Origin of the sequence: Variovorax sp. V213, assembly GCF_041154455.1 — a bacterium.
GTDB lineage: Bacteria > Pseudomonadota > Gammaproteobacteria > Burkholderiales > Burkholderiaceae_C > Variovorax.
This window is the reverse complement of record NZ_AP028664.1, coordinates 4693736-4718188: the sequence shown is the minus strand read 5'-3', so window position 1 is coordinate 4718188 and position 24453 is coordinate 4693736. Positions and strand designations below refer to the sequence as shown.

Annotated in this window: 23 protein-coding genes; 15 read left to right on the top strand and 8 right to left on the bottom strand. The window is 67.9% G+C overall.

Annotated features, from left to right (window positions below; all coding sequences use genetic code 11):
* Positions 1-20: 20 nt before the first annotated feature.
* From ACAM55_RS22310 to ACAM55_RS22295, 4 genes are all read right to left on the bottom strand, one after another.
* Positions 21-1184 (bottom strand): acyl-CoA dehydrogenase family protein, encoded by a 1164-nt coding sequence (locus tag ACAM55_RS22310; RefSeq protein ID WP_369656458.1) that lies wholly within the window; start codon positions 1182-1184, stop codon positions 21-23.
* Positions 1185-1194: 10 nt separating this feature from the next.
* Positions 1195-2001, bottom strand: a complete 807-nt coding sequence (locus tag ACAM55_RS22305) for an enoyl-CoA hydratase-related protein (protein ID WP_369653612.1) — start codon at positions 1999-2001, stop codon at positions 1195-1197.
* Positions 2001-3179, bottom strand: coding sequence for an acetyl-CoA C-acetyltransferase (locus tag ACAM55_RS22300; RefSeq protein ID WP_369653611.1), 1179 nt, complete (start codon positions 3177-3179; stop codon positions 2001-2003). The genes ACAM55_RS22305 and ACAM55_RS22300 overlap by 1 nt, the downstream gene beginning before the upstream one ends.
* Before the next feature lie 130 nt (positions 3180-3309).
* The gene (locus tag ACAM55_RS22295) at positions 3310-3633 is read right to left on the bottom strand and encodes a DUF2917 domain-containing protein (RefSeq protein WP_369653610.1); all 324 of its coding nucleotides are present in this window, start codon (positions 3631-3633) and stop codon (positions 3310-3312) included.
* A gap of 82 nt (positions 3634-3715) precedes the next feature.
* On the opposite strand from ACAM55_RS22295, the gene ACAM55_RS22290 reads away from it, so the two are divergent.
* The gene (locus tag ACAM55_RS22290) at positions 3716-4642 is read left to right on the top strand and encodes a LysR substrate-binding domain-containing protein (RefSeq protein ID WP_369653609.1); all 927 of its coding nucleotides are present in this window, start codon (positions 3716-3718) and stop codon (positions 4640-4642) included.
* Between the two features lie 33 nt (positions 4643-4675).
* Here ACAM55_RS22290 and ACAM55_RS22285 read toward each other — a convergent pair whose 3' ends face one another.
* Entirely contained in the window at positions 4676-5188 is a 513-nt protein-coding gene (locus tag ACAM55_RS22285; RefSeq protein ID WP_369656457.1) for a fasciclin domain-containing protein, read from the bottom strand.
* Positions 5189-5646: 458 nt separating this feature from the next.
* Between ACAM55_RS22285 and ACAM55_RS22280 the strand changes: the two genes are divergently transcribed.
* Together ACAM55_RS22280 and ACAM55_RS22275 are read left to right on the top strand one after the other, a co-directional pair.
* Positions 5647-5865 (top strand): hypothetical protein, encoded by a 219-nt coding sequence (locus tag ACAM55_RS22280; protein WP_369653608.1) that lies wholly within the window; start codon positions 5647-5649, stop codon positions 5863-5865.
* A 2-nt stretch (positions 5866-5867) separates the two neighbouring features.
* The gene (locus tag ACAM55_RS22275; RefSeq protein ID WP_369653607.1) at positions 5868-6665 is read left to right on the top strand and encodes a hypothetical protein; all 798 of its coding nucleotides are present in this window, start codon (positions 5868-5870) and stop codon (positions 6663-6665) included.
* Positions 6666-6717: 52 nt separating this feature from the next.
* Here the strand turns inward: ACAM55_RS22275 and ACAM55_RS22270 are convergent, their stop codons facing one another.
* Positions 6718-8892 (bottom strand): malate synthase G, encoded by a 2175-nt coding sequence (locus tag ACAM55_RS22270; RefSeq protein ID WP_369653606.1) that lies wholly within the window; start codon positions 8890-8892, stop codon positions 6718-6720.
* Positions 8893-9123: 231 nt separating this feature from the next.
* Positions 9124-9864: an IclR family transcriptional regulator gene (locus tag ACAM55_RS22265; RefSeq protein WP_369653605.1), complete on the bottom strand. Its 741-nt coding sequence runs from the start codon at positions 9862-9864 to the stop codon at positions 9124-9126.
* Between the two features lie 116 nt (positions 9865-9980).
* On the opposite strand from ACAM55_RS22265, the gene ACAM55_RS22260 reads away from it, so the two are divergent.
* The 5 genes from ACAM55_RS22260 (at position 9981) to ACAM55_RS22240 (ending at position 15634) form a co-directional block, all read left to right on the top strand.
* The gene (locus ACAM55_RS22260; RefSeq protein ID WP_369653604.1) at positions 9981-10919 is read left to right on the top strand and encodes a hydroxymethylglutaryl-CoA lyase; all 939 of its coding nucleotides are present in this window, start codon (positions 9981-9983) and stop codon (positions 10917-10919) included.
* The gene (locus tag ACAM55_RS22255; RefSeq protein ID WP_369653603.1) at positions 10912-12102 is read left to right on the top strand and encodes a CaiB/BaiF CoA transferase family protein; all 1191 of its coding nucleotides are present in this window, start codon (positions 10912-10914) and stop codon (positions 12100-12102) included. The genes ACAM55_RS22260 and ACAM55_RS22255 overlap by 8 nt, the downstream gene beginning before the upstream one ends.
* A gap of 37 nt (positions 12103-12139) precedes the next feature.
* Positions 12140-13066, top strand: a complete 927-nt coding sequence (locus tag ACAM55_RS22250) for a LysR family transcriptional regulator (RefSeq protein WP_369653602.1) — start codon at positions 12140-12142, stop codon at positions 13064-13066.
* A 66-nt stretch (positions 13067-13132) separates the two neighbouring features.
* Complete coding sequence (locus ACAM55_RS22245; protein WP_369653601.1) at positions 13133-13585, top strand: DUF2214 family protein; 453 nt, start codon at positions 13133-13135, stop codon at positions 13583-13585.
* A 6-nt stretch (positions 13586-13591) separates the two neighbouring features.
* Positions 13592-15634 (top strand): spermidine synthase, encoded by a 2043-nt coding sequence (locus ACAM55_RS22240; protein WP_369653600.1) that lies wholly within the window; start codon positions 13592-13594, stop codon positions 15632-15634.
* Positions 15635-15705: 71 nt separating this feature from the next.
* Here ACAM55_RS22240 and ACAM55_RS22235 read toward each other — a convergent pair whose 3' ends face one another.
* The gene (locus ACAM55_RS22235; RefSeq protein WP_369653599.1) at positions 15706-16170 is read right to left on the bottom strand and encodes a PsiF family protein; all 465 of its coding nucleotides are present in this window, start codon (positions 16168-16170) and stop codon (positions 15706-15708) included.
* 130 nt (positions 16171-16300) lie between these two features.
* Here ACAM55_RS22235 and argS point away from each other — a divergent pair, with 130 nt between their 5' ends.
* The 7 genes from argS (at position 16301) to ACAM55_RS22200 (ending at position 24453) form a co-directional block, all read left to right on the top strand.
* Positions 16301-17986 (top strand): arginine--tRNA ligase, encoded by a 1686-nt coding sequence (gene argS / locus ACAM55_RS22230; protein WP_369653598.1) that lies wholly within the window; start codon positions 16301-16303, stop codon positions 17984-17986.
* Between the two features lie 7 nt (positions 17987-17993).
* Positions 17994-18731, top strand: a complete 738-nt coding sequence (locus tag ACAM55_RS22225) for an SPOR domain-containing protein (protein WP_369653597.1) — start codon at positions 17994-17996, stop codon at positions 18729-18731.
* Positions 18732-18903: 172 nt separating this feature from the next.
* Positions 18904-19551 (top strand): thiol:disulfide interchange protein DsbA/DsbL, encoded by a 648-nt coding sequence (locus ACAM55_RS22220; protein WP_369653596.1) that lies wholly within the window; start codon positions 18904-18906, stop codon positions 19549-19551.
* A 154-nt stretch (positions 19552-19705) separates the two neighbouring features.
* Positions 19706-20434 (top strand): lipopolysaccharide transport periplasmic protein LptA, encoded by a 729-nt coding sequence (gene lptA, locus ACAM55_RS22215; protein ID WP_369653595.1) that lies wholly within the window; start codon positions 19706-19708, stop codon positions 20432-20434.
* Entirely contained in the window at positions 20431-21225 is a 795-nt protein-coding gene (gene lptB, locus ACAM55_RS22210) for an LPS export ABC transporter ATP-binding protein (RefSeq protein WP_369653594.1), read from the top strand. Before lptA ends, lptB begins: the two co-directional genes overlap by 4 nt.
* Before the next feature lie 17 nt (positions 21226-21242).
* Positions 21243-22838, top strand: coding sequence for an RNA polymerase factor sigma-54 (rpoN, locus tag ACAM55_RS22205; protein ID WP_369653593.1), 1596 nt, complete (start codon positions 21243-21245; stop codon positions 22836-22838).
* 10 nt (positions 22839-22848) lie between these two features.
* Entirely contained in the window at positions 22849-24453 is a 1605-nt protein-coding gene (locus ACAM55_RS22200) for a phospholipase D family protein (RefSeq protein WP_369653592.1), read from the top strand.

Sequence of the window (24453 nt, the reverse complement as noted above, 5' to 3'; positions counted from 1 at the left end):
GGCGCCAGTGCCCCTCTGTCTCAGCGCCCGCCCAGGCCCATCGAGCGCGTGATCACTTCCTTCATGATCTCGTTGGTGCCGCCATAGATGCGCTGCACCCGCGCGTCGGCGTACGCGCGCGTGATCGGGTACTCCCACATGAAGCCGTAGCCGCCGTGCAGCTGCACGCACTCGTCCATCACCTTGCACTGCAGGTCGGTGGTCCAGTACTTGGCCATGCTGGCGGTGGCGGTATCGAGCTTTTCGGCTATCAGCAGTTCGATGCACTTGTCGACGAACACCTGCGCCACCTGCACTTCGGTCTGCAGTTCGGCCAGCGTGTAGCGGGTGTTCTGGTAGTTGCCGACCGGCTGGCCGAACACCTTGCGGTCTTTCACATAGGCCACGGTCTGGTCGATGGCGGCCTGCGAGGCGGCCACCGCGCTGATCGCGATCTGCAGCCGCTCCCACGGCAGCTGCTCCATCAGGCAGACGAAGCCGCGGTTCAGCTGCGCGGCATCGCCGAGCAGGGCGTCGGCCGGCAGCCGCACATCGTTGAAGAACAGCTCGGAAGTGTCCTGCGCCTTCAGCCCCAGTTTCTTGAGCCGCTTGCCCTTTTCGAAACCCGGCGTGCCGCGCTCGACCAGGAACAGGCTGGTGCCTTTCGCGCCAGCGGCCGGATCGGTCTTGGCCACCACGATCACCAGGTCGGCGTGCCACCCGTTGGTGATGAAGGTCTTGCTGCCATTGAGCAGGTAGCTGCCGTCGGGCTGCCTCAACGCACTGGTCTTGACCGCCTGCAGGTCGCTGCCTGCGCCGGGCTCGCTCATGGCGATGGCGCCGACCATCTCGCCGCTCGCGAGCCTGGGCAGATGGCGCCGCTTCTGTTCCTCGGTGCCGTAGCGCAGGATGTACGGCGCCACGATCTCGCTGTGCAGCCCGAAGCCGATGCCCGTGAAGCCGCGCGCCCAGAGTTCTTCGAACTGGATCACCGAATAGAGCAGGTCGGCGCCCGCGCCGCCATATTCTTCGGGCAGCGCCATGCAGAGAAAGCCGTTCTCGCCAGCCTTCGACCATACGGCGCGGTCCACGTAGCCTTGCTCTTCCCATGCCTCGTGGAAGGGCGCGATCTCCTTGTCCATGAAGCGGCGGAAGCTGTCGCGAAAGGCCTCGTGGTCGGCGCCGAAGAGCGTGCGTTCGATCAGCGTCATGGTGTCACCGGCCCTCGAAAACGGGCGGGCGCTTCTGCAGAAAGGCGCTCACGCCTTCTCGAAAGGTGGGGCGGTCGATCAGCTCGCGCTGGCGTTCGCTTTCGTAGTGCAGCTGTTCGGCCAGCGTGTGCCGTTCGGAGGCTTCGAAGGCTTCGCGCGCTTCGAGCACCGCATGCGCCGGCAGGCGGGCGAGCCGCTGCGCAATCGCGCGCGCTTCGTCGAGCAGCTGTTCGTCGTCGGCGCAGGCCCAGATCAGGCCCCATTGCACCGCGCGCGCAGCGCTCAGGCGCTCGTCGAGCAGCGCCATGCCCATGGCGCGCGCCTTGCCGGCCCGGCGCGGAATGGCCCAGGTGCAGCCCAGGTCCGGCACGATGCCGAGCTTGGGCAGGAAGGGCAGGTAGAAGTACGCGCTGCGCGCCGCAATCGTCACGTCGGCCGCAAGCGCCAATCCGACGCCCGCCCCCGCCGCGGCGCCGTTGACCGCGGCCACCACCGGCACGGGCAGCGTGCGCAGCGTCTCGATCAGCGGATTGCTGAGCGACTGCATCCACTCCGCCGTCTGCGTTCCGAGCGACTTGCCTTCGTCTCCGGTCGCCATCGCGCTCAAGTCGGCGCCCACGCAAAAGGCCTTGCCGGCACCGGTCAGGATCACGGCGCGCACCGCGCGGTCATCGCGGATGCGCTCCAGCGCGTCGCGCAGTTCAATCTGCAGTTCGCGTGCGATCGGATTCAGCTTGGCTGGCAGGTTCAGCGTGAGCGTGGCGATGCCGTCGGCCAATTCGTAAAGCACGTAGGGCTGTTGCGCGTTCATCACAGCCTTTCCACGATGGTGACGTTGGCCATGCCGCCGCCTTCGCACATCGTCTGCAGGCCGTAGCGCTTGCCGCGCCGGCCCAGTGCATGGATCAGCGTGGTCATGAGCTTGGTGCCCGAGGCGCCCAGCGGATGGCCGAGCGCAATGGCGCCGCCGTTCACGTTGAGCCGCGCCGGATCGGCCTCCAGCGCCTCCAGCCACGCGATCGGCACGGGCGCGAAGGCTTCGTTCACTTCATAGAGGTCGATGTCCTGGATGCGCATGCCGGCCTTTTTCAGCGCATGCAGCGTGGCGGGCAGCGGTGCTTCCAGCATGATCACCGGGTCATGCCCCATCACGCTCATGTGGTGGATGCGCGCCAGCGGCTTCACGCCCAGCGCCTTCAGGCCGCGTTCGTTCACCACCAGCACGCCGCTCGCGCCGTCGCAGATCTGGCTCGCGGTGGCCGCGGTGCAGCGTCCGCCCTCGGCGATCAGCTTGACGCCCGCGATGCCTTCGAGCGTGGCGTCGAAGCGGATGCCTTCATCCACCGTGTGCTGCTCGCCCGTGCCCGTGCCGTCGGCCGAGAGGATCTCGATAGGCACGATCTCCTCATGGAAGGCGCCCTCGCGGCTCGCGGCCACCGCGCGGCGGTGGCTTTCGAGCGCATAGCGGTCGAGCGCGTCCTTCTCGATGCCGTGGTTCCTGGCGATCATCTCCGCGCCCGTGAACTGGCTGAACTCCACGCCCGGATAGCGCTTCTTCATGGCCGGGCTCATGTAGGTGCCCAGGCCCGCCTTGGCCGGCAGCGCGTTGGGCGTGAACATCGGCACGCGCGTCATGCTTTCGACGCCGCCCGCAATCACCGCGTCCATGCTGCCCGACATCACGGCCTGCGCCGCGAAGTGCAGCGCCTGCTGCGACGAGCCGCATTGCCGGTCGACCGAGGTGCCCGGCACCGATTCGGGCAGCCTCGACGCCAGCACCGCATTGCGCGCGACGTTGGTCGCCTGCTCGCCGACCTGGCTCACACAGCCGAGGATCACGTCCTCCACCGCTGCCGGGTCGATGCCGCTCTTCGCCACCAATGCGTCGATCACCTGCGCCGCCAGGTCGGCCGGATGCCAGCCCGCGAGCTTGCCGCCGCGCCGGCCGCCGGCCGTGCGTGCCGCGGCGACGATGTATGCCTCTGCCATGGTCATGTCCTTCTCGAAAAGAAAACAGCGTGAACCGGACGCCCAATGCAAAAAAGCCGCCCGTCGGGACGGCGGCGTTCGGTGCGTGGAAAGTCCATGGCATCGAGGTTCGATGCCGGGGGTCTTCAGGTCAAGCCGGGGACAACCCCAGAGGCAGCAGTCGCCAAGGCGACCGGCGGCCTGCCGGCACGGGCAGCGGCATGGCCGCGGGCTGCGCATCCGAGACGGTGATGCACGAAGCCTCCAGCGCGGAGACCAGCACGCGCCGGTGTTCGGTGCCCTCGAAGCGTTCGCCCGGCGCCAGCACGACGTCGCGCGGGTCGCGGTCGAGCGTGACCCACACCGAGCCGCTGCGGCATTCGATGCCCACGCCCGCGCCGTCGGGCACGGCAAAGATGGAACGGGTCGGCAGGCTGACGTGGAAACGGGGAGAGAGGTTCCGGCGGGTGCTCATGGCAAGCTCCATTGCATTCGTGATACGAATGAATATAGTGAGTAGTTCTCCCTCCTACACGCGGTCATTTGGAACTCGTTGCATGCATTCAGAGAATGTGAAAGCCCCGGCCGGCGAACTCCCGCCACTCGATCTGCTGCGCAGTTTCGAGGCCGCGGCGCGCCGGCTGAGCTTCACGCTGGCGGCCGGCGAACTGCACCTCACCCAGTCGGCCGTGAGCCGCCAGATCCAGCAGCTCGAAGCCAGCCTGGGCGTGCTGCTGTTCGAGCGGCGCCACCGCGCGCTGGCGCTCACCGAGGCGGGCGGCGTCATGCAGCGGGCCGTGACCGACAGCCTGGAGCGCCTGCGCGATGCCACGGCGCGCGTGCGTGCCAGTTCCGCGCCGCGGCAGGTGGCGATCACCACCACGCCGGGCTTCGCATCGCTCTGGCTCATTCCGAGGCTGGTGCGTTTCACCGGCAGCCACCCGCAGGTCGACGTGCGGGTGTCGGCCACGCTCGACGTGCTCGACCTGGAGAGCAGCCGCATCGACCTGGCGGTGCGCTTCGTGCCGATCAGCCGCGGCATCGGTCCGGCGCTGTTCGAGGAGTCGGTGATCCCGCTGTGCTCACCGCAACTCGCCGCCTCGCTGCGCGAGCTGTCCGATTTTTCGAAGCTCACCTTGCTGACCGTGGAATATCCCGACCACAGCGAGACCCCTACCATCGACTGGGAGCCCTGGCTCCGGGTGATGGGGCTCGACGACCTGCGCATGAAGAGCACGCTGCGCTTCACCCAGTACGCCGATGCGGTGGCCGCTGCAGTGGCGGGCCAGGGCGTGGTGATCGGCCGGCTGCCGTTGCTGCGCGAGCTGGTGCAGGAGGGCAGGCTCGTGGCGCCGCTCGGCGAGGGCGTGGCCTCGCACCGCGGCTACTTCATCGAAACCTCGAGGCGCGCCGCGGGCAACCGCGACGCGCAGGAGTTCGCGCAATGGCTGCGCGAAGAAGCCGAGGCGGCGCGGCGGGCCTGACAAGCCCGCCGCGCGCCTCTTGCGCGAGAACGGTCAGCCCGGCAGCAGCACCTTGTCCACCACGTGGATCACGCCGTTCGACTGGTAGACGTTGGCGATGGTCACCGTCGCCGTGCCGCCCTTGGCGTCGCTCACCATCACGTTGCTGCCGCTCATCGTCGCGGTCAGCATGCCGCCGCTCGCGGTCTTCAGCATGGCCTTGCCGCCGCCTGCCTTGATGGCGTTCATGAGGGCCGCGCCGTCCATCTTGCCGGGCACCACGTGGTAGGTCAGCACCTTGGCGAGCGTGGGCTTGTTCTCGGGCTTGAGCAAGGTGTCGACCGTGCCGGCCGGCAGTGCCGAAAAGGCCGCGTTCGTCGGCGCGAAGACGGTGAACGGGCCGGGGCTCTTCAGCGTGCTCACCAGGTCCGCGGCCTTCACCGCGGCGACCAGCGTGGTGTGGTCCTTCGAATTCACGGCGTTGTCGACGATGTCTTTCGTCGGGACCATCGCGGCGCCGCCCACCATCGGATTCGACGACGTGGCGTTGCTGCCGCTCATGCCCATGCCGCCCGCGCAAGCGCCGAGCAAGACCGAAACGCCCACTGCAATCACGAGTTTTTTCATTGAAAGGCTCCTGGTAAGAATGTTCTTGAAAGACCTCTGCGGCGACCGCCGGCAGTTCGGAAGCGCGATGCGCTCAAGAGCCATACGGAGCGGATGCGCGATTGGATTCACACGCGAAGCCGCGTGGGCTTTGCGCCACAGCCGCGCTTGCGGCACTTGCGCATCGAATGCGTGCTCGCCAGAATCCGCCCTTCGTTTTTCAGCAACAGTTTTCCATCCGCGCCTGGCGACGACCAACCTCCCGGGCGACAACTCCATTCAATGAACCGTTTTCTGAACACCTGACCCGCACACCGACCGCCCCGGCCGGATGTGCATCCACGCATCCGCCGAGGCCCATCGACAAAGGCCCCGCGCAGCCATTCGCCGGGGCCTTTTTGTTTTTGGAGTGTGTGCACATGAGTGCTCAACGAAAGGCCCGCGACGATCGGAAGCGCCTGGGCCGGTTTTACTTTTCGGTGCCGAATGCGGCGCCGCGCAATCCCGTGGTGGCCGCGATGGCTCACCGCGAATCGAGCCAGGGCGCGGGGCGCCACCTGCGCACGCACCGCGCGGAGCGGCGTGCCCAGAAGGTCGCATTGCAGAAGGCAGCGCGCAGCCTCGGGCGGGAGGACTGACCATGCGTGAAGACATGGACAAGGTCATCGTCGAGCGGCCGCGCCGCGGCGGCGGTGTGCAGGGCGACGGGCGCAAGTGGCGCAACAGCAGGGAGCGCGGTTCGCACCTGGGCATGACGCAGGGCTATGGCCATCCGAAGTGGCTGAACGAGAACCTCGCACCCCTGAAGCGCTGGCTGCACAAGCAGGTGCACCGGCCGTGGGACAAGGTGTATGCGCAGCTGTGCAGCGGCATCGACCGCCGCAGCACGGTGCAGGCGCACATCTTCGAGCACATCGACGATTTCGTCGCGCGCGACGCGGCGATGCGGGGCGGCGAGGTGTGGGTGAGCGAATCCCGGTGGGGGCGCGGTGCCCGCGTGCCGCTCGGCGAAGCTGCACGCGTCGAGTTGTTCGTGCATCCGGTCACGGGCATCCTGCTGCCCAACCGTCGGTTGCACGCGGCGCGTGGGGCGCAAAAGGCACGCTACGGCAGCTGGGCCGAGCGGCGGGGCGACGCGCCCTACGCGGTCTATCACGTGATCGACGAGGCCACGCAGTGGCACCGCCTGGACGGCTGCTGGTTCGAGGTCACGCTCGCTGCGTTTCCAGAAAGGTCGGGCGGCGCGACGCCGGAAGAAAAATGCTACGACGTGCTGCGCCGCTGCCTCGTCACGCGCAGTGGCGCAACCCAGCGTGCCGCGCCGGGCCTGCCCACCCACGTCGGCATGTACGGGCGCAGCGACGTGTACGCGGCCGCCAAGCGGCAGCTCGGCCGCCGCGAGGTGCGGGCTCGTCTGGGCGACCGGGCGTCTAAATGAAAAAGCCGGGCTGCAGGAGCCCGGCTTTCATTCAGTCATCGGCGTAGCGGCTTCAGGCTTCGCCCTTGACCTTCAAACGCCATGCGTGCAGCAGCGGCTCGGTGTAGCCGCTCGGCTGCGCGATGCCCTTGAACACCAGGTCTTGCGCCGCCTTGTACGCGGCCGAGGTGTCGAAATGGCCGGCCATCGGCTGGTACACCGGGTCGCCCGCGTTCTGCTCGTCGACCACCTTCGCCATGCGCTGGAAGGTCTCGTCGACCTGCGCCTTGGTCACCACGCCGTGCAGCAGCCAGTTGGCGATGTGCTGGCTGGAGATGCGCAGCGTGGCGCGGTCTTCCATCAGGCCCACGTTGTGGATGTCGGGCACCTTGGAGCAGCCCACGCCCTGGTCGATCCAGCGCACCACGTAGCCGAGGATGCCCTGCACGTTGTTGTCGATTTCCTGCTGCTTCTCGGCATCGGTCCACTTGGCGTCGGCCGCGATGGGCACCTGCAGCAGCGCGTTCAGGATGTTGTCGCGTTCGGCATCGGCGTCGATCTTCTCGAGCTCCTGCTGCACGGCCGTGACGCTGACCTGGTGGTAGTGCAGCGCATGCAGCGTGGCGGCGGTGGGCGAGGGCACCCAGGCGGTGTTGGCGCCGGCCTTGGGGTGGCCGATCTTCTGCTCGAGCATGGCGGCCATCAGGTCGGGCATGGCCCACATGCCCTTGCCGATCTGGGCCTTGCCGCGCAGGCCGCACGAGAGGCCGACCAGCACGTTGTTCTTTTCGTAGGCGCCGATCCACGCGCTCGACTTCATGTCGCCCTTGCGGATCATCGGGCCGCCGTGCATGGCGGTGTGCATCTCGTCGCCGGTTCGGTCGAGGAAGCCGGTGTTGATGAAGGCCACGCGCGCCGCGGCCTCGGCAATGCAGGCCTTGAGGTTGACGCTGGTGCGGCGCTCCTCGTCCATGATGCCGAGCTTCACGGTGTTGGCGGCGAGGCCGAGCAGCTGCTCGACGCGGCCGAACAGCTCGCTGGCAAAGGCGACTTCGGCCGGGCCATGCATCTTGGGCTTGACGATGTAGATGCTGCCGGTGCGCGAGTTGCCCTTGCGCTTCAGGTCGATCATCGCGATGGTGGTGGTCACCACGGCATCGAGAATGCCCTCGGGGATTTCCTTGCCGTCCGCATACAGCACGGCCGGGTTGGTCATCAGGTGGCCCACATTGCGCAGGAACATCAGCGAGCGGCCGTGCAGCTTCAGCGGCTTGCCGTCGGCGCCGGTGTATTCGCGGTCCGGGTTGAGGCCGCGCGTGAAGGTCTTGCCGCCCTTGGCGACTTCTTCGGTGAGCGTGCCCTGCACGATGCCGAGCCAGTTCGAATACGCGACGACCTTGTCGGCCGCATCGACCACGGCCACCGAGTCCTCGAGGTCGAGAATGGTCGAGAGCGCGGCTTCGAGCACGACATCGCTGATGCCGGCCGCGTCGGTCTTGCCGATGGGCGTGCTGCGGTCGATGCGGATGTCGAGGTGGATGCCGTTGTGCTTCAGCAGCACCGACGACGGCGACGCCGCGTCACCCTGGTAACCCACGAAGGTGGCGGGATCCCGCAGCGTGGTGCTGCTGCTTTGCAGCGCGATGTGCAGCTGCCCGTCCTTCACGCTGTAGCCGGTCGCCATCCTGTGCGAGCCGTTGGCCAGCGGCGCGGCCTGGTCGAGCACCTTGCGCGCGAACTCGATGACCTTGGCGCCGCGCACGGGGTTGTAGCCCTTGCCTTTTTCGGCGCCATCGGTTTCGGGAATCGCATCGGTGCCATAGAGCGCGTCGTACAGCGAGCCCCAGCGTGCGTTGGCGGCGTTGAGCGCGTAGCGGGCGTTGAGGATCGGCACCACCAGCTGCGGGCCGGCCTGCAAGGCGAGCTCGGAATCGACGTTGGCCGTGGTGGCCTTCGCGCCCTTGGGCTGCGGCAGCAGGTAGCCGATCTTCTCGAGGAAGGCGCGGTACGCCGGCATATCGGCGATCGGGCCGGGGTTCTTCTTGTGCCAGGCGTCGAGCTCGGTCTGCAGGCGGTCGCGCTCGGCCAGCAGCGCGACGTTCTTCGGCGCGAGGTCATGCACGATGGCGTCGAAGCCCTTCCAGAAGACGCCGCTGGCCACGCCGCTGGCAGGCAGGACCTTGTCTTCGATGAAGCGGTGGAGCTCGGTCGCAACCTGGAGTCCGTGGGCGGTGGTGCGGGCGGTCATGTTTTTTCTCCTGGAAAGCGGTGCAATTCGGATGCTGGATCAGTTGGGGGACGGTGTCTGTCAGAAGAAGAACGCGAGCACATCGAGCTGGCTGCTTTCGTCGATGCGATCTGCCCAAGGTCTTCGATAGGGTGACTTTATTCGATACTTTGCCGGCGAGTAAGAACCGAAAGTGGGATTTATCAGTGACAAAAATGATGGTAATTGCACGAGCCCGCGTGCATCCCGGTGTCAGATCACTCCGCTGAGTTCGCGTGCCGCGATGCGCACCGGCTCGATGTGGCGCTCGTCGTAGCGGTGCGTGGGCATCGTCAGCGTGAGCGCCGCAGCCAGGCGGCCGTCGGCATGGAATACCGGCGCCGAAATTCCCGCCAGCTCGGCGGTGCGGTCGCCCACCAATGCACAGAAGCCCTGCGCGCGGATGGTGTCGTACAGCTTGCGTTCCTTGCCGCCCCGTGGCCGCCCGGCCTCCGGGCCGAAGGCGATCAGCACGCGCGCCCCCGCACCCCGGTCGTTGGGCAGCAGGTCGCCCGCGCGCACGTGGTCGCGCACGACGTGAGATGAATCGACGCGGAACTGGCACAGCCGCACCCAGCTTGCGCCCTGGTCCTGCCGCACGTGGTACGCCGCGCTCTCGCCCGTGGCGGCGGCCAGCGTCCGCAGCACCGGCAGCACGATGCGGTCGAGCGAGAGCGACGCCGCATACAGGCCATGCAGGCGCGCGACCTCCGCGCCCAGCGCATAGCGCCCATCCTCCTGCCGGCGGATCAGCCGCGCATGTTCGAGCGACGCCAGGAGGCGCAGCACCGTGCTCTTGTAGAGCTGCGTGCGCTCGGCGAACTGCGCGAGCGACAGCGCCTCGTCGCCTGGCTTGAAGGCCGAAAGCAGGCTCAGCGCGCGGTCGACCGCGGCCGCGCCTCCGGGGGCGGCATCGCGGTCGGAAACCGATTCGGTCTGGGCTTTGCGGGGCATGGCGTCAACTTGACAGTGAAAGTCGATTGGCAGTGTAATTCTGTTAAATGGAATATCATTCTATTAGACAGAACTGTCAAGCGGTCGATGCCCGATCGTGCCAAGGAACACACCCGATGACTTCCCCCGATGTCCTCATCAGCGAGGTCGGTCCGCGCGACGGCCTGCAGTCGGTCAAGGCCACCATGCCCACGGCCGACAAGCTGCGCTGGATCGACGCGCTCCATGCCGCCGGTGTGCGCGAGATCGAGGTCGCGTCCTTCGTGCCCGCGAAGCTGCTGCCGCAGATGGCCGACGCCGCCGAGGTGGTGCGCCACGCCGTCACGCTGCCCGGCCTCGTGGTGATGGCGCTGGTGCCCAACCGCAGGGGCGCAGAGGCCGCGCTCGAAGCCGGCGTGCACAAGCTCACCATGCCGGTCTCGGCCAGCGTGGCGCATTCGCTGGCCAACGTGCGCAAGACCCCGACCGAAATGGTCGAAGAGGTACGCGCCATTTCAGATCTGCGCCGCGCCATCGCGCCGCGGGTGAAGCTCGAAGCCGGCATCTCCACCGCCTTCGGCTGCACGCTGCAGGGGCTGGTGCCCGAAGACGACGTGATCCGCCTGGCTGCGCAATGCATCGAGGCCGGTGCCGACGAAGCCGGTCTTTCCGACACCGTGGGCTATGCCAATCCCGCGCAGGTGCGCCGGCTCTTCAAGCGGTTGCGCGCCGAGCTCGGCCGGCACGCCGGCGCCGCCCACATGCACAACACGCGTGGCCTCGGCATTGCCAACTGCCTTGCCGCGTGGGACGAGGGCGTGCGCACCTTCGACGCCTCGCTCGGCGGCCTCGGCGGCTGTCCCTACGCGCCCGGCGCCTCGGGCAATGCCGTGACCGAAGATCTCGTCTTCATGTTCGAGGCCATGGGCGTGCGCACCGGCATCGACATTGAAAGGCTCATCGCGGCGCGCGCGCCGCTCATCGCCGGCCTGCCCGGCGAACCGGTCTACGGCATGACGCCCGAAGCCGGCCTGCCCAAGGGCTTTGTCCAACAGGAAACCACCCCACATGCCTGAATCCCAAGCCCTGCCGTATGCCGGCATCCGCGTCGTCGAGTTCACCCACATGGTGATGGGCCCGACCTGCGGCCTGCTGCTGGCGGACCTCGGCGCCGAGGTGATCAAGGTCGAGCCCCTCGAGGGCGACAGCACGCGCCGCCTGCTCGGCTCGGGTTCGGGCTTCTTCCCGACCTTCAACCGCAACAAGAAGAGCATCGCGCTTGACCTCAAATCGTCCGAAGGCGTGGAGGCTGCGCTGCGCCTCGTCGCCACGGCCGACATCGTGAGCGAGAACTTCAAGCCCGGCACCATGAAGAAGCTGGGGCTCGACTATGAGACGCTGCGCAAGCTCCACCCGCGCCTCATCTACGTGAGCCACAAGGGCTTTTTGCCCGGACCGTACGACCATCGCACCGCGCTCGACGAAGTGGTGCAGATGATGGGCGGCCTCGCCTACATGACCGGCCGCTCCGGCGACCCGCTGCGCGCGGGCACCAGCGTGAACGACATCATGGGCGGCATGTTCGGCGCCATCGGCGCGATGGCCGCGCTGCGCCAGCGCGAGCTCACCGGCAAAGGCTGCGAGGTGCAGTCCGCGCTGTTCGAGAACAACGTGTTCCTGGTGGCCCAGCACATGATGCAGTTCGCCGCCACGGGCAAGGCAGCCGACCCGATGCCCAGCCGCATATCGGCCTGGGCGGTGTACGACGTATTCACCGTGAAGGACGGCGAGCAGATCTTCCTCGCCGCGGTGAGCGACAAGCAGTGGACCATCTTCTGCAAGGCCTTCGGCCTCGAAGAGATGCTGGCCGATCCGCGCCTCCAGACCAACAACGACCGCGTGCTGGCGCGCGACTGGATGATGCCGATCCTGCGCTCGCACCTGGCCCACCACAGCGCGGCCGAGCTCAGCGCCGTGTTCGAGCAGAACGAGCTGCCCTTCGCGCCCATCACCAAGCCCCAAGAGCTGTTCGACGATCCGCACCTCAACGCCACCGGCGGGCTTGCGCCGGTGCGCATGAACGACGGCCACATGGCCAAGGTGCCGCTGATGCCCTTCACGCTGGGCGGCGAGCGCCCCGGCATCCGCCTGCAGCCGCCGCGCATCGGCGAGCACACGGGCGAGCTGCTGAGGGAGGTGGGCTACGGCGACGAGCAGATCGCCGCCTTCGAGGCGCGCCAGGCCGGCATCGCCCGCTGAACCCGCGCGAAACCCCGGGCGATATAGTTCGGGCGCCATGGACCGCCTGAAGCAACTCGAATCTTTTGTCTCGGTGGCAACCCGCGGCGGTCTCACGGCCGCGGCCAAGGCCGAGGGCGTGGCGCCCGCCATCATGGGAAGGCGGCTCGATGCGCTCGAAGCGCGGCTGGGCGTGAAGCTGCTGGTGCGCACCACGCGGCGCATCACGCTCACGCACGAAGGCAGCGCCTTTCTCGAGGACTGCCAGCGCCTTTTGACCGAATTCGCCAACGCCGAGGCCAGCGTGAGCGCCGGCGGCGTCAAGGCCAGCGGCCACCTGCGCGTGACGGCGCCGGCCGGCTTCGGCCGCCGCCACGTGGCGCCGCTGGTGCCGCGCTTTCATGCGCTGCATCCCGAGGTCACGATCTCGCTCAATCTGAGCGACCGCGTGGTCGACGTGCGCGGCGAGAGCTTCGACTGCGCGGTGCGCGTGGGCGACATGCCCGATTCGTCGCTGGTGAGCGTGCGGCTGGCCGACAACCGCCGCCGCTGCGTCGCCACGCCGGAGTTCGTGCGCCGCCACGGCATGCCGCGGCATCCGAGCGAGCTCTCGCGCTTCGCCTGCCTCACGCTGTCGAGCGATGCGTCGCAAACGCGCGGCTGGGCGTTCCGCCTTCCGACCGAAGACGATGGCGAAGAACTGATCTACCTGCGGCCCGAAGGCCCGCTGGACTGTTCCGACGGCCAGGTGCTGCACGACTGGTGCCTGGCCGGCCACGGCATCGCGTGGCGCAGCACCTGGGAGGTCGAGGCCGAGATCGATGCCGGCCTGCTGGTGCCGCTGCTCGACGAATTCGCCGCGCCGCCCAACGGCATCTATGCGGTCTTCACCGGCACCAAGCACCTGCCGCTGCGGGTGCGACTGTGGCTTGATTTCCTCAAGGCGCACTACGGACGCCCCGAATTCTGGGGCGGAAAGGGGTAAAGCGCGCGAGGGGCGGCACAATGTGCAAGCATTTGCAACCCCACCGAGAAGAGAAGAAAGCCGACGATGACCCTCGAAGCCATCCTTGCGTACCTGCACTTGCTGGCCATCCTCACGATGGTCGTCTTCATCTCCAGCGAAGCGGCGCTGTGCCGCGTGCAGTGGCTCAACGCCGCCGTGGTGGAACGGCTCGCCCGGGTGGACATGGTCTACGGCATTGCCGCCGTCACCGTGCTGGCCACCGGCATCGCGCGCACCGTGTGGGGTGTGAAGGGCACGGCCTGGTACTGGACCAATCCGCTGTTGCACGTGAAGCTCGGCCTGTTCATCATCATCGGTGTGCTCTCGATCTTTCCGACCTTGACCTACTTCCGCTGGCGCAAGGCGCTGCGCGCCAGCGGCACGCTGCCGGCCGAGGACGACGTCCGCAAGACGCGCAAGCTGGTGATGGTGCAGGCGCACCTGATTGCTCTGATTCCGCTGGTGGCCGTGTTCCTCGCGCGCGGCTTCGGCAAGTAGGTCCGCATGGCACGCGTCGGCATCCAGCTTCTGTTTGCCGGCACCATCTTCAGCAGCGCGTTCCTGCTGTTCCTGGTCCAGCCGCTGATCGCCAAGCAGATCCTGCCCTGGTTCGGCGGCTCGGCCGCCGTGTGGTCGATCTGCATGGTGTTCTTCCAGGTCGTGCTGCTCGCGGGCTATGCGTACTCCGACTGGATCACGCGCCACCTTCGCGTGCAGGCGCAGGCCACGCTGCACGTGGGGCTGCTGCTTGCGAGCCTGGCATTCCTTCCGCTCGTGGTGGGCGCGGGCTGGAAGCCCACCGGCGCCGAAGACCCGACGTGGCTGATCCTGGGCCTGCTGTTCGCGACCATCGGCCTGCCGTACTTTCTGCTTTCGACCACCGGTCCGCTGGTGCAGTCATGGGTGGCGCGCACGCCCTGGGGCGCACAGGTGTACCGGTACTTCTCGCTGTCGAACCTTGCGTCGCTGCTGTCGCTGCTGTGCTACCCGGTGCTGATCGAGCCTCGCAGTTCGCTGTGGCAGCAGGCGCGGGGATGGTCGTGGGGCTACGGCATGTTCGTGCTGCTTTGTGCCGGCACGACCTTGCTCGTGGCGCGCCGCTGGCCGGAGTCCGTACCAGCGCCGGCAGCGCCGAGCCAGGCCGCGGCTGCCGACAACGACGAGCCGCCGCGCTGGACCGACGGCCTGCTCTGGCTCGTGTTGCCGGCACTGGCCTCGTGGCTGTTGCTGGCCGTGACCAACCACATCACCCAGAACGTCGCCGCAGTGCCGTTTCTCTGGATACTGCCGCTCTCGCTGTACCTGTTCACTTTCGTGCTGTGCTTCGAAAGCGACCGCTGGTACCGGCGCAGCGTCTTCCTGCCGCTGGCGGCAGGCGTGCTGCTGCTGTGCGCCTTTGGGCTGCAGCACCACATCGGCTCCGATGTGCGCACGGGGCTGCCGATCTATGTCGGCGGCTTGTTCGTGCTGTGCATGTTCCTGCACGGAGAAACGGCAAGGTTGCGGCCGGCGCCGCGCTACCTCACCCGCTTCTACCTGATGCTTTCGCTCGGCGGTGCCACGGGCGGCGTGATGGTGGGCCTGGTGGCGCCGCACCTGCTGCCGGCCTACTACGAACTGGGCATCGGGCTGATGCTGACGGCGCTGGCGGCGGCCGCCGTTCTGCGCCGGCGCACCTGGCTGCGGGTGTCCAGCGTGGCGCTGGCGGCCTGCTGCGCCTTCTTCCTGATCGCGCAGATCGGCAGCGACAGGTCGGACGCGCGCCACCTGCTGCGCAATTTCTATGGCGCGCTGATCACTTTCGACGTGCGTCGCACCGACCCGGCGGACAACGTGCGCCTGCTGTCCCACGGCTCCATCAAACATGGCGAGCAGTTCCTGGCGCCGTCGCGACGAAGCGAACCCACCACCTACTATGGCGCCACCTCGGGCGTCGGCCGCGCCATGGCCGCCGCACCGGCGGGGCCGCGCCGGGTCGGGCTGATCGGCCTGGGCGCCGGCACGCTCGCGAGCTACGGCCGCAGCGGCGACGTCTATCGCATCTACGAGATCAATCCGCAGGTGTTCGAACTGGCGGACAGCGAATTCACCTTTCTGCGCGACAGCCCCGCGCGCATCGAGCGCGTGCTCGGCGATGCGCGGCTGGCGCTGGAACGCGAGCCGCCGCAGGGCTTCGACCTGCTCGTGGTCGACGCCTTCTCGGGCGACGCGGTCCCGGTCCACCTGCTCACGGCGCAAGCCATGGACGTGTACCTGCGGCACATGAAGCCGGACGGCATCGTGGCCTTTCACGTGACCAACCGCTTTCTCGAACTGGCGCCGGTGGTGGCGCGGATCGCGGAGCTGCAAGGCCTGCACGCCGTGCTCGTCAGCGACGACGCGGAAGCTTCGAAGTGGCTCAACCCGACCGAGTGGGTGCTGGTGGCGCGCGATCCGGCCGTGCTGGCGCGCAAGCCCCTGCGCGCGGTGGCCTCGCCCATCAAGACGCCGGAAGGCGCCCGCCCCTGGACCGACGATTTCAACAACCTGCTGGGCGTGCTCAAGTAGCGCCCATGAAAAAGCCCCGCCGGCGCGAAGCGCGTGCGGGGCTCTTTGTGGGAAGGATCAGGCCTTGACGCTCAGGCGCTCAGGCATTCCTTCATGAAAGCCTTGCGGGCATCGCCCTTCAGGGTCTTGGCCTTCTGGTCGGCATTGCAGGTCTTCATTTTTTGCTGCTGCGTCTGCTTGGCGGTCATGGCGGGCTTGGCGCTCAGGCAGCTCTTCATGAAGGCCTTGCGGTCGTCGCCCTTCTTGTCGCCGGCCTCCTGGTTGCAGGTCGTCATCTTGCTTTGCTGGGCGGTCGGGGCCTTGGCCGCCGGCGTGGCGGGGGTGGCTGGCGTTGCTGGAGTTGCCGGCGCCTTGGCGGCCGGCATGGCCGGAGTGGCGGGCGTTGCCGGCGTGGCAGGTGTCGCAGCCGGGGCGACCGCAGGTGCGGGGGCCTTGGCAGCCGGGGCGACGGCAGGCGCGGGGGCCTTGTCTTGTGCCTGCGCGGCGCCGAACGAAAGGCAGGCGCCCAGGGCGATCAGGGAAAGGAGCTTCTTCATGGTGATATGTCCTCGCAAGTTGGGTTGTGACAGGTGCCCCGCCCCGGGGCTGCTCACACTAACGGTCCACGTTGGCCGCCGGATGACCATCGCCGCCGCGGCCCGGGTTTGCCCCCGGTAAAATCCGCAGATGCTATTGGTCAAACAGGAGCTGCTCGCGGCGCTCGCGAACACGCTCGAATCCCTCTCGCCCGGCGCCGGCTCCAAAGCCGCGTTCGAGTCGCCCAAAGTGGCCGCCCATGGCGACTTCGCCAGCACGGCCGCCATGCAACTCGCCAAGCCGCTCGGGCGCAAGCCCCGCGAACTGGCCGAAGAGCTCAGCGCCGCGCTGCTCGCCACCCCCGTGTTCGGCCAGTGGGTCGAAGCTATCGAGATCGCCGGCCCCGGCTTTCTGAACATCCGCCTGAAGACCTCTGCCAAGCAGCAGATCGTGCGCGAGGTGCTGAACGCGGCCGACGCCTTCGGCCAGCAGCCCGCCACCGGCGAAAAGGTGCTGGTCGAGTTCGTCTCGGCCAACCCGACCGGCCCGCTGCACGTCGGCCACGGCCGCCAGGCCGCGCTGGGCGACGCCATCTGCAACCTGCGCGCTTCCCAGGGCGACACCGTCTGGCGCGAGTTCTATTACAACGACGCCGGCGTGCAGATCCAGACGCTGGCCAACAGCACCCAGCTGCGCGCCCGCGGCTTCAAGCCCGGCGACCCCGAATGGCCGAGCGGCGAGAAGGCCCCGGCCTACAACGGCGACTACATCGCCGACATCGCCGAAGACTTCAAGGCAAAGAAAACCGTCAAGTCGGACGACCGCGAATACACCGCGAGCGGCGACATCAGCGACCTCGACTCGATCCGCGAATTCGCGGTGGCCTACCTGCGCCGCGAGCAGGACCTCGACCTGCAGGCCTTCCGCGTCCGCTTCGACAACTACTACCTCGAGTCCAGCCTGTACACCAGTGGTCGCGTCGAGGCCGCGGTGCAGAAGCTCGTGGCTGCCGGCAAGACCTACGAGCAGGACGGTGCGCTGTGGCTCAGGTCGACCGACTACGGCGACGACAAGGACCGCGTGATGAAGAAGCAGGACGGTACGTACACGTACTTCGTGCCTGACGTCGCCTATCACATCGCCAAGTGGGAGCGCGGCTTCCACAAGGTCGTCAACATCCAGGGCACCGACCACCACGGCACCATCGCGCGCGTGCGCGCCGGGCTCCAGGCCGCTGGCGTCGGCATTCCCGCGGGCTACCCCGACTACGTGCTGCACACCATGGTGCGCGTGATGAAGGGCGGCGAAGAGGTCAAGATCAGCAAGCGCGCGGGCAGCTACGTCACCTTGCGCGACCTGATCGAATGGACCAGCACCGATGCCGTGCGCTTCTTCCTCCTGAGCCGCAAGCCCGACACCGAATACACCTTCGACGTCGACCTGGCCGTGACCAAGAACAACGACAACCCGGTGTATTACGTGCAGTACGCCCATGCGCGCATCTGCTCGGTGCTGGCCGGCTGGGGCGGCGACCCCGCCGTGCTCAAGAACGTCGACCTGTCGCCGCTCGAAAGCCCGGCCGCGCAGGCGCTCATGCTGCTGCTCGCCAAGTACCCCGCCATGCTCACGGCCGCTGCGAAGGATTTCGCGCCGCACGACGTCACTTTCTACCTGCGCGAACTGGCGGCCTGCTACCACAGCTACTACGACGCCGAGCGCATCCTGGTCGACGAAGAGCCGGTCAAGCTGGCGCGGCTCGCGCTTGTCGCCGCCACCGCGCAGGTGCTGCACAATGGCCTCGCGATTCTCGGCGTCAGTGCGCCGAGCAAGATGTGAAATGACCATGAAGAAGACAAACAGACAACGCGGCAACATCGTCATCGGGCTCATCGTCGGCCTGGTGCTGGGGTTGGGTGTCGCGCTGGGCATCGCGGTCTACGTGACCAAGGTGCCGATCCCGTTCGTGACCAAGACCCAGCGCGGCGGCGCCGAGCAGGATGAAGCCGAGGCCCGCAAGAACCGCGATTGGGACCCCAACGCGCCCTTGGCGGGCAAGGCCGGCGCACCCAAGCCGGCTGCCACCGGACCCGTCGCGCCGGCCGGCGGCGACACCACCGCCGTGGCACCGGCCACCGCACCGCCGCCGGCCCCGCCGGCCCCGCCGGTGCCCGTGGTGGTGGCTCCAAAGCCCCCGCGTCCGGCGCCGGTGCCGGCCGAGGCCAATCCGCTGCCGCCGTCGAACGATCCGCTGGGCGACCTTGCCCGCGCGCGGGCCGGCGGCAGCAGCAGCACCACCACCGCTTCCGCCGCGCCCAGCAGCAACAGCGGGGCAGCGGGGGCCGATCCGTTCATGTATTTCGTGCAGGCTGGCGCCTTCCGCACCACCGAAGACGCCGAGGCCCAGCGCGCCAAGCTGTCGTTGATGGGCGTCGAGGCCCGCGTCACCGAGCGCGAGCAGGCCGGCCGCACCGTCTACCGGGTGCGCGCGGGCCCGTTCAACAAGAAGGACGATGCCGACCGCCTGAAAGAGCGGCTCGACAGCGGCGGCCTCGAATCGGCGCTGGTGCGCGTCCAGCGCTGAGATCGACGAGCCGCCGGCCGCGGCATCCGCGAGCGGCGGTCACGAATATTCTTTAAGCTTCGCCGCGCGGCACGGGCCGCCGCCGACCCGGATTGTCCTGGGCAAGCCGCATGCGGGAACTCCGCGCGGCGCGCCGGCTCAGTCTGCCGTACCCAACAGGAGAACTCTTTCAATGAAACGTCGTGATTTTTCGCTGGCCGCCACCTCGCTCGGGGTGCTTTCCCTGGCTGGCAACACCGCGCACGCCCAGGCGCGCGTGCCCAAGGCCGGCACCGAGTACCTGGTGCTCGACAAGCGCGTGGCGGTCGATGCGCCCGCGGGCAAGATCGAAGTGATCGAGTTCTTCTCGTACAACTGCCCGCACTGCAACGATTTCGAGCCGCAGCTCGAAGCCTGGCTCAAGACCGTGCCGAAGGAAGTGGCCTTCCGCCGCGTGCCCGTGCCTTTCGTGGGCAACGACGTCGAAGCCAAGCAGCGCCTGTACTACGCGCTCGAAACGCTGGGCAAGGTCGACGAATTCCAGCCGAAGGTGTTCGACGCGATCCACAAGCAGCGCCAGAACGTGAACGGCGACGCCAACATCATTGCCTGGGCCACCGCCAACGGCCTGGACGGCGCCAAGTTCAAGGAGGTCTTCACCTCGTTCGGCGTGGCCAGCAAGGCCAAGCGCGCCTCGCAGATGACCGACGCCTACAAGGTGGCCGGCGTTCCGGCCCTGGCCATTGCCGGCCGCTGGTATGTGGACGGCGAAACGGCCGGCAACATGACCAAGGCGCTCCAGGTCACCAACTTCCTGATCGGCGAAGCCAAGAAGGGCTGACCCCCTTTTCCGGGGGGTATCACCTGCGGCCGGCGGAGCCGGTTTCGCGGTGTTTCCGGATGGATGTCAAGCCCGCTTTGGCGGGCTTTTTCATCCGTGCGTGCAGGGCTGGCGCCATCTGCCGCATACAATGCAGAGCAAGTTTCGTGCCTCTATGACATTGCACTCCTACTCCAACACCACCCCTCTTGTTCGCCGCCTCGGCCGCCTGACTCGCCTGAGCGTTGGCGCGCTGTTGCTGGCCGGTCTCGCCTCGGGCGCCCTGGCCGAGACGGCCGACCGCACCAAGCCGATGAACATCGAGTCCGACGCGATGCGTTATGACGACCTCAAGCAGACGAGCGTGTTCACCGGGAACGTGCTGGTCACGAAGGGCACGATCATCATCCGCGGCGCGCGCATCGACGTGCGGCAGGACGCCGAGGGCTACCAGTACGGGGTGGTCACGGCGGCTCCCGGCAAGCGGGCCTATTACAAGCAGAAGCGCAATGCGCCCGACGAGTGGATCGAGGGCGAGTCCGAGGTCATCGAATACGACAGCCGCGCCGACAACGTCAAGTTCATCCGCAATGCCGTCATGCGCCGCCTGCTGGGCGCCACGCCGAACGACGAAAGCAGCGGCGCGCTCATTGTCTATGACCAGAGCAACGACACCTACACGGTCAACGGTTCCACCGTGCCGCCGAACACCGGGGTGAATGCGCCCGCGGGCGGGGGGCGGGTGAAGACCATCCTGACGCCCAAGAGCGCCACGGCGCCCGCGCCAGGCGCCTCGGCTCCGGCCGGCGGACGGGCCGCGCCAGCGGCGCCCCAGCCGGCACCCGGTGCCGGCCTGCGCTCGACCACCACGCTCGGCGGCGGCGAAGGGGAAGGGCGCAAGTGATCGAAGCTGCTGGAATCCAGAATACCAACGGCACGCCGGGCAGCCGCCTGGTGGTGCGGGGCCTGCAGAAAAGCTACGGCAGCCGCAAGGTCGTCAAGGATGTCTCGCTAGACGTTCAAAAGGGCGAAGTCGTCGGGCTTCTGGGCCCCAACGGCGCCGGCAAGACCACCTCGTTCTACATGATCGTGGGCCTGGTGCGGGCCGATGCTGGCGAGATCACCATCGACGGCGAACCCATTGCGCACATGCCGATCCACCGGCGCGCCCGCATGGGCCTGAGCTACCTGCCGCAGGAAGCCTCCATCTTCCGCAAGCTCACGGTCGAGGAAAACGTGCGCGCCGTGCTCGAGCTCCAGCGCGAGCCCGATGGCAATGGCAAGCCCGCCCCCCTGTCCAAGCAACGCACCGAAGAGCGGCTCTCAGGGCTGCTGGCCGACCTGCGGGTGGATCATCTGCGCGATTCTCCGGCGCTCGCGCTCTCGGGCGGCGAACGGCGCCGGGTCGAAATTGCCCGCGCGCTGGCCACGCAGCCGCGCTTCATCCTGCTGGACGAGCCCTTTGCCGGCATCGACCCGATCGCGGTGATCGAGATCCAGCGGATCATCAGCTTCCTGAAAGAACGCGGCATCGGCGTGCTCATCACCGACCACAACGTGCGTGAAACGCTGGGCATCTGCGATCACGCGTTCATCATCAGCGACGGGCATGTGCTGGCACAAGGCACGCCCTCGGAGATCGTCGACAACGCCGAAGTACGCAGGGTGTACCTCGGCGAGCACTTCCGGATGTAAGGGAGGAGTCGGTCTCCATGAAGCAAGGGCTGTCCCTTCGCGTCTCGCAGCATCTGGCGCTCACGCCCCAGCTGCAGCAGTCGATCCGGCTGCTGCAGCTCTCCACGCTCGAACTGAGCCAGGAGGTCGAGCAGATGCTGGACGAGAACCCGTTCCTCGAACGCACCGCGGAAGAAGCGGCGCGCGAGGAATTCGGCCTCGATGCCATCGATACCCCGGTGCCGCGCGATGAGTCGTCGGGCGAGGCCGGCGAGAGCGACTTCGCCTCGGCCCCGACGAGCAGCGCGGCCACCACATCCAGCGAAACCACCGCGGCGGCCGACACCGACATTCCCGCCGCCGACGCCACCGAGCGCGAGCCCGACTGGGAGGGCGACGGCACCGTCGACATGGCGCCGGACGACAGCGAGTGGGGCAGCGACGCCCCCGCGCGCCAGAACAATCTTGGCGACGACGAGCGCGCCGACGCCACCGAACTCGCGCGCAGCCAGGAGTCGCTGCAGTCCTTCCTGCACCGGCAGGCGCTCAGCCTCCGGCTCAACGAGAACGACAGCGCCGCGCTGCGCTTCCTGATCGAATCGCTCAACGACGACGGCTACCTCGAAGATTCGCTGCCGGCGCTGGCCTCGGGCCTCGCGGGCGACGACAACGACCAGTTCGACGAACTGGTGCATCACTTCCAGGTGGCGCTCGGCCTGCTGCAGAGCCTGGAGCCGGCCGGTGTCGGCGCGCGCGACCTGGGCGAATGCCTCGGCATCCAGCTGCGCGCGCTCGCGAGCGAAGACGAAACCGAAGAGCATGCCCTGGTCCGCAAGACCGCCATTGCCATCTGCAAGCAGCCGATGGAGCTGCTCGCGCGGCGCGACTTCAAGCGCCTGGCCACGCTCACCCGCACCAACGAAGACCTGGTGCGCTCGGCGCTGCAGATCATCGCGCGCCTGGAGCCCAAGCCGGGCCGCCGTTTTGTCGACGTCGAGCGCAACATCGTGATCCCCGACGTGATCGTCACCAAGATCGGCCGCGGCACCAACGTCAAGTTCCGCGTCATGCTCAACCCCGAGGTGATGCCGCGGCTGCGCGTGCACGACATCTACGCCGGCGCGCTCAAGTCGCACAAGGGCGAGGGCAGCCAGGCGCTGTCGCAGCGGCTGCAGGAGGCGCGCTGGTTCATCAAGAACATCCAGCAGCGCTTCGACACCATCCTGCGCGTCAGCAACGCCATCGTCGAGCGGCAGAAAAGCTACTTCGTGCACGGCGAGCTCGCGATGCGGCCGCTGGTGCTGCGCGAGATCGCCGACGAGCTCGGCCTGCACGAATCGACCATCTCGCGCGTGACCACCGCCAAGTACATGGCCACGCCCTTCGGCACGGTCGAGCTCAAGTACTTCTTCGGCTCAGCGCTCGGCACCGAGACCGGCGGCAATGCATCGAGCACCGCGGTGCGCGCGCTGATCAAGCAGTTCGTGAGTTCCGAGAGCATCAAGAAACCGCTGTCCGACAGCCAGATTTCCGAGATGCTCAAGGAGCAGGGCATCGAATGCGCGCGCCGCACCGTGGCCAAGTACCGCGAGGCGCTGCGCATCGCGCCCGCCAACCTGCGCAAGGCGTTGTAGAAAGCCGTCGATGGCCGGTCGCCGCCTGCTGTCGCGCTGTGGGCATTGGGTCTTCGCCATGGCGGCGGCGCTGCTGCTTGCCGGCTGCGCCACCCTGCCCGACGAAGCGCCGCGCCCACCCACCAGGGCCATGGCCGTGTCGGCCGACACCGCGCTCGGCAAGATCGCCCTGGCCGCGCAGCCCGACCCCGACCTCAGCGGTTTTCGCCTGATGCCGGGCGGCGACTTCGCCTTCGACACGCGCATCCAGCTCGCGCGGCGCGCCCAGCGCACGCTCGACGTGCAGTACTACCAGATCGAGAACGACGAGACCGGCCGCTACCTGCTGCGCACCCTGCGCGACGCCGCCGGGCGCGGCGTTCGCGTGCGGCTGCTGATGGACGACCTCTACACCTCGGGCGAGGACGAACTGCTGCTCGGCCTTGCCGCCACGCCGAACGTCGAGTTGCGCCTCTTCAACCCGTTTCCGGCCGGGCGCGGCAGCCTGCTCAAGCGCTTCGCGGCCTCGCTCTTCGACTTCAGCCGCGTCAACCGGCGCATGCACAACAAGCTCTTCATTGCCGACGGCGCCATGGCGGTGGCGGGCGGCCGCAACATCGGCAACCAGTACTTCAGGCGCACGGCGGGCGAGAATTTTCTCGATCTCGACACCTTCGTGACCGGTGCGCTGGTGCCGCGCCTCGGCACCCTGTTCGACCAGTACTGGAACAGCGCCTACGTGCGGCCCATCCAGTCGGTGGTGGCCACCGGTGTGCCGCGCGAAGAGTTGCAAAAGCGCTTCGAAGCCGCCACCGGCCCCGACACCACGCCGCCGCCGCCTCGGCCCGCCCCCAACGACCTGCTGGGCTACAGCCCGATGGCCGAGGACCTTGCCACTGGCAAGCTCGGCCTGATCTGGGCCCTTGCCGAGGCCTACGCCGATTCGCCCGACCGCGTGATCGGCAAGACGGCGTCGTACGGCGGCGTGCCGCTGCTCGACGTCGACAGCGTGCGCTACAACGTGGTCGAGCAGATGCGCCGCGCGCGCTCCGAAGTGACCATCGTCTCGCCCTACCTGATTCCGGGCGAGGCCGGCCTGGAGGTGATGCGCGAGATCCGCCGTCGCAACGTGAAGATCAGCGTGATCACCAATTCGCTCGCCGCCACCGACGAGCCCCTGGTCCACACCGCCTACCGCCGCTACCGGCCGGACATGCTGAAGCTGGGCGCCGACCTGTACGAGCTCAGCACCACGCGCACCCGCCGCAGCGTGCGGCTCGGCCTCTTCGGCACCTCGGTCGGCCGGCTGCATGCCAAGTCGGCCGTCATCGACCGGCAGGTACTTTTCGTCGGCTCGATGAATTTCGATCCGCGCTCCGAAACGCACAACACCGAGATCGGCCTTTTCATCCGCAGCCCCGAGATGGCGCAGCAGGCGCTCAAGCTCATCGACGTGCTCAAGCAGCAGGGCGCCTACCGCTTGCGCTTTGCCGAGGGCGGCAACCCATCGCGCATCGAGTGGATCAGCGAGGAGGCCGGCAAGACCACCGTGCTGAACGAGGAGCCCGACTCCGATTTCTGGGGCCGCGCCATGCTCGAGCTGCTGGCGCCGCTCACGCCCGAGAGCCTGCTTTAG

Excerpts from the sequence above, each read along its gene's own strand:
- ACAM55_RS22305 (WP_369653612.1), bottom strand. The coding sequence starts at position 2,001 with ATGAACGCGCAACAGCCCTACGTGCTTTACGAATTGGCCGACGGCATC.
- ACAM55_RS22300 (WP_369653611.1), bottom strand. The coding sequence starts at position 3,179 with ATGGCAGAGGCATACATCGTCGCCGCGGCACGCACGGCCGGCGGCCGG.
- ACAM55_RS22295 (WP_369653610.1), bottom strand. The coding sequence starts at position 3,633 with ATGAGCACCCGCCGGAACCTCTCTCCCCGTTTCCACGTCAGCCTGCCG.
- ACAM55_RS22290 (WP_369653609.1), top strand. The coding sequence starts at position 3,716 with ATGCATTCAGAGAATGTGAAAGCCCCGGCCGGCGAACTCCCGCCACTC.
- ACAM55_RS22285 (WP_369656457.1), bottom strand. The coding sequence starts at position 5,188 with ATGGGCATGAGCGGCAGCAACGCCACGTCGTCGAATCCGATGGTGGGC.
- ACAM55_RS22280 (WP_369653608.1), top strand. The coding sequence starts at position 5,647 with ATGAGTGCTCAACGAAAGGCCCGCGACGATCGGAAGCGCCTGGGCCGG.
- ACAM55_RS22275 (WP_369653607.1), top strand. The coding sequence starts at position 5,868 with ATGCGTGAAGACATGGACAAGGTCATCGTCGAGCGGCCGCGCCGCGGC.
- ACAM55_RS22270 (WP_369653606.1), bottom strand. The coding sequence starts at position 8,892 with ATGACCGCCCGCACCACCGCCCACGGACTCCAGGTTGCGACCGAGCTC.
- ACAM55_RS22265 (WP_369653605.1), bottom strand. The coding sequence starts at position 9,864 with ATGCCCCGCAAAGCCCAGACCGAATCGGTTTCCGACCGCGATGCCGCC.
- ACAM55_RS22260 (WP_369653604.1), top strand. The coding sequence starts at position 9,981 with ATGACTTCCCCCGATGTCCTCATCAGCGAGGTCGGTCCGCGCGACGGC.
- ACAM55_RS22255 (WP_369653603.1), top strand. The coding sequence starts at position 10,912 with ATGCCTGAATCCCAAGCCCTGCCGTATGCCGGCATCCGCGTCGTCGAG.
- ACAM55_RS22250 (WP_369653602.1), top strand. The coding sequence starts at position 12,140 with ATGGACCGCCTGAAGCAACTCGAATCTTTTGTCTCGGTGGCAACCCGC.
- ACAM55_RS22245 (WP_369653601.1), top strand. The coding sequence starts at position 13,133 with ATGACCCTCGAAGCCATCCTTGCGTACCTGCACTTGCTGGCCATCCTC.
- ACAM55_RS22240 (WP_369653600.1), top strand. The coding sequence starts at position 13,592 with ATGGCACGCGTCGGCATCCAGCTTCTGTTTGCCGGCACCATCTTCAGC.
- ACAM55_RS22235 (WP_369653599.1), bottom strand. The coding sequence starts at position 16,170 with ATGAAGAAGCTCCTTTCCCTGATCGCCCTGGGCGCCTGCCTTTCGTTC.
- argS (WP_369653598.1), top strand. The coding sequence starts at position 16,301 with ATGCTATTGGTCAAACAGGAGCTGCTCGCGGCGCTCGCGAACACGCTC.
- ACAM55_RS22225 (WP_369653597.1), top strand. The coding sequence starts at position 17,994 with ATGAAGAAGACAAACAGACAACGCGGCAACATCGTCATCGGGCTCATC.
- ACAM55_RS22220 (WP_369653596.1), top strand. The coding sequence starts at position 18,904 with ATGAAACGTCGTGATTTTTCGCTGGCCGCCACCTCGCTCGGGGTGCTT.
- lptA (WP_369653595.1), top strand. The coding sequence starts at position 19,706 with ATGACATTGCACTCCTACTCCAACACCACCCCTCTTGTTCGCCGCCTC.
- rpoN (WP_369653593.1), top strand. The coding sequence starts at position 21,243 with ATGAAGCAAGGGCTGTCCCTTCGCGTCTCGCAGCATCTGGCGCTCACG.
- ACAM55_RS22200 (WP_369653592.1), top strand. The coding sequence starts at position 22,849 with ATGGCCGGTCGCCGCCTGCTGTCGCGCTGTGGGCATTGGGTCTTCGCC.